The sequence below is a fragment of the Deltaproteobacteria bacterium genome (assembly GCA_016183175.1).
Classification (GTDB): domain Bacteria; phylum UBA10199; class UBA10199; order UBA10199; family SBBF01; genus JACPFC01.
In genome coordinates, this window is record JACPFC010000033.1 from 5,965 (window position 1) to 8,289 (window position 2,325).

Below are 2,325 nucleotides of genomic sequence, written 5' to 3' on the forward strand. Positions count from 1 at the left end.
CGATAACCCCGTCTTTGTCACTTTCCCATGCCACGTTTAAATCGCCGGCATTCGCCTCATCCGCATCAGAGACCTGTCCCTCAAAATAAACAACCTCTCCATCGCCATAAGCCGAGCCGCTTTCCGGTGCGGTGATCTCACATTCGGGCAGATTGTTCGGCGCTCCTATTGTGACCGTTACCGTGGCTGTTTTTGTCTTTTCCAAACTATCGGTCACCGTGGCCCGTAAAAGATGATCCCCTTTGTGCAGATACACCTCCGTTGTCGCCAGGCCATTGCTATCGGGCATAATATCTTCAACCAGCGGTCCATCCAGATCACTCTCCCACGAAACAGAAAGCAACTCCGGCGCATCTTCTTCATCCGAAACCTGAACCTCCAGGCTAATGAGTTGACCCTCGTAAAACGCCTCTCCCTCGGCCGGCGCCAAAATCTCAATTTCCGGCGCCTGATTGGGCATCACCGTCATCTCAAGTGTGTCAACCCCCGAGGCCCCCTCACTGTCAAATACCTCAAGCTCGATCGTATGATCTCCGGCGCCGAGTGTGGTCATGATCGTTGCCCGCCCCTTCTGATCGAGATTCCCTTCAGAAAGGAGCCCATCTACCGAACTGGACAATGTATATTCCAAACTCTCTGCCTCATCCTGATCATCCGATCCTTGGACTTCAAAGGTGATCTCTTCCCCCTCCATAAACTCACTCTCTTGAGGAGCTAAAATGGCGGCTGTAGGATCGATATTGGGGACAGGTGCTTCTTTAACCGACTCACAGCCGATCAATTGATCCAGAGCAAGAAACAAAAGGGGGGGACGATGCTTTGTGTGCGTTACTTCCCGATATTTCTCCAAGGCAACGAAGTCCGCTTCTTGTTTTTGGAGTTGTTGAGAATTGGCTTTACTTGGAGGATTTTCTCCTTGATCGGACCCCATCTGCAGGGCCGAATCCTGAACAAGGTTCTCATTCATCCAGGGGGAATCTGCTTCGACGGAAGGCCTTGATGATGGAGCGGTCATACGGCCCCGACCTCTAGTCGCCCCCCCCGGTTTTGTCAAGATTGGCCGTTCTCCTTTGTGGGAGTTATGTATGGGGGCTATGCCGCATCGAGTCTTGTCCACACTCCTTTCGGATGCTATACTCTAACTGTCAAAAATCACTGGTTTTTTTACAAGGAGTCGTCATGGAATTTCGCCCGGGCGGTCACCCGTGGGGGTTAAACCGCGTCGTCAAACCGAAAGGGGTTTTGCCGCAGTCGGCGGATCGGCTGGAAGCAAGTCTTCCGATTTTTGACAATGAAATTCTGGTGAGCGTTTCCAAACTGCAGATCGATGCGGCGAGTTTGCGGCAATTAATGGGGGAAATCCCCTCTTCCCCCCCTTTGTCAAACCTGTCCGCCGGTTGTGTGGCGGAGGGGGGCGGGGGGGGATTTTTGGCGCAAAAAATTCTCGCCATTGTTGCCGAGAGGGGGAAGATGCACAACCCCAAAACAAATTCGGGCGGGGTTTTTTTGGGAACTGTCGAGGCGATCGGGCCGGGGCATCCGCAGGCCAAAGAGTTAAGGATTGGCGATCCGGTGGTGTCACTGGTTTCGTTGACTCTCACGCCGTTAAGCATCAAGGAGATCGGGATGGTGGATGAAAAAAAAGGACAAATCTCCGTCTCCGGATCGGCAATTGTTTTTGAATCCGGTTCGGTCCGAAAAATGCCCGCCGATCTGTCCGAAGGGGCGGTGTTGGCGGCATGGGACGTCTGCGGCGGGCCGGCGCAGGTAAAGCGGACCGTTCGGGAGGGAGAGAAAATTTTGATCATCGGCCTTGGAAAGGCGGGAAAGGCCATGGCCTGCATGGCGGAAGAAGTGGGGGCGCTGGTTTATGGGGTGGATGCCGATCTGTCGGCCGTGGCGTGGTGCCAGGCAAACATCAAAGGACACTTTGCCGCGCTGGATGCGACACATCCGATGGAAGTTTACACCTGGGTGAATGAAATGACACGCGGCGCGCTGGCGGACGTGGCGGTCAATTCCGCAAGCATCGAGGGCACAGAGATGAGTGGCGTTGTCTCCTGCCGCGATGGCGGCAAGGCCCTCTTTTTCGGGATGCGGACGTCGTTTCAAAAAACGGTTCTGGGCGCCGAAGGGATCGGCAAGGATGTCCTTCTTCTGATGGGGAGCGGCTATGTGCCGGGACACGCGGAGCTGATGTTGAATCTGCTCCGAAACCACAAGCCGCTTCAAAAGTGGTTTGAGGAGAAATTTGGATGAATCACACCGAAGTCATACAATCGGCAATCAAGCCGTCCAAGGCAAAAATGGTCGCGAAGCATCCTT

At 54.2% G+C, this 2,325-nt stretch carries 2 protein-coding genes; one reads left to right on the forward strand and one right to left on the reverse strand.

Translation table 11 applies throughout. The features are described 5' to 3' along the window. Positions 1–1,015, reverse strand: a 1,015-nt coding sequence (locus HYU99_04245; GenBank protein MBI2339568.1) for a hypothetical protein, incomplete at its 3' end; no start/stop codon positions are given. 164 nt (positions 1,016–1,179) lie between these two features. Between HYU99_04245 and HYU99_04250 the strand changes: the two genes are divergently transcribed. Continuing rightward, positions 1,180–2,259 carry an L-erythro-3,5-diaminohexanoate dehydrogenase gene (locus HYU99_04250; GenBank protein ID MBI2339569.1) on the forward strand — a complete coding sequence of 360 codons (1,080 nt, stop codon included), beginning with the start codon at positions 1,180–1,182 and terminating at the stop codon, positions 2,257–2,259. Positions 2,260–2,325 lie beyond the last annotated feature (66 nt).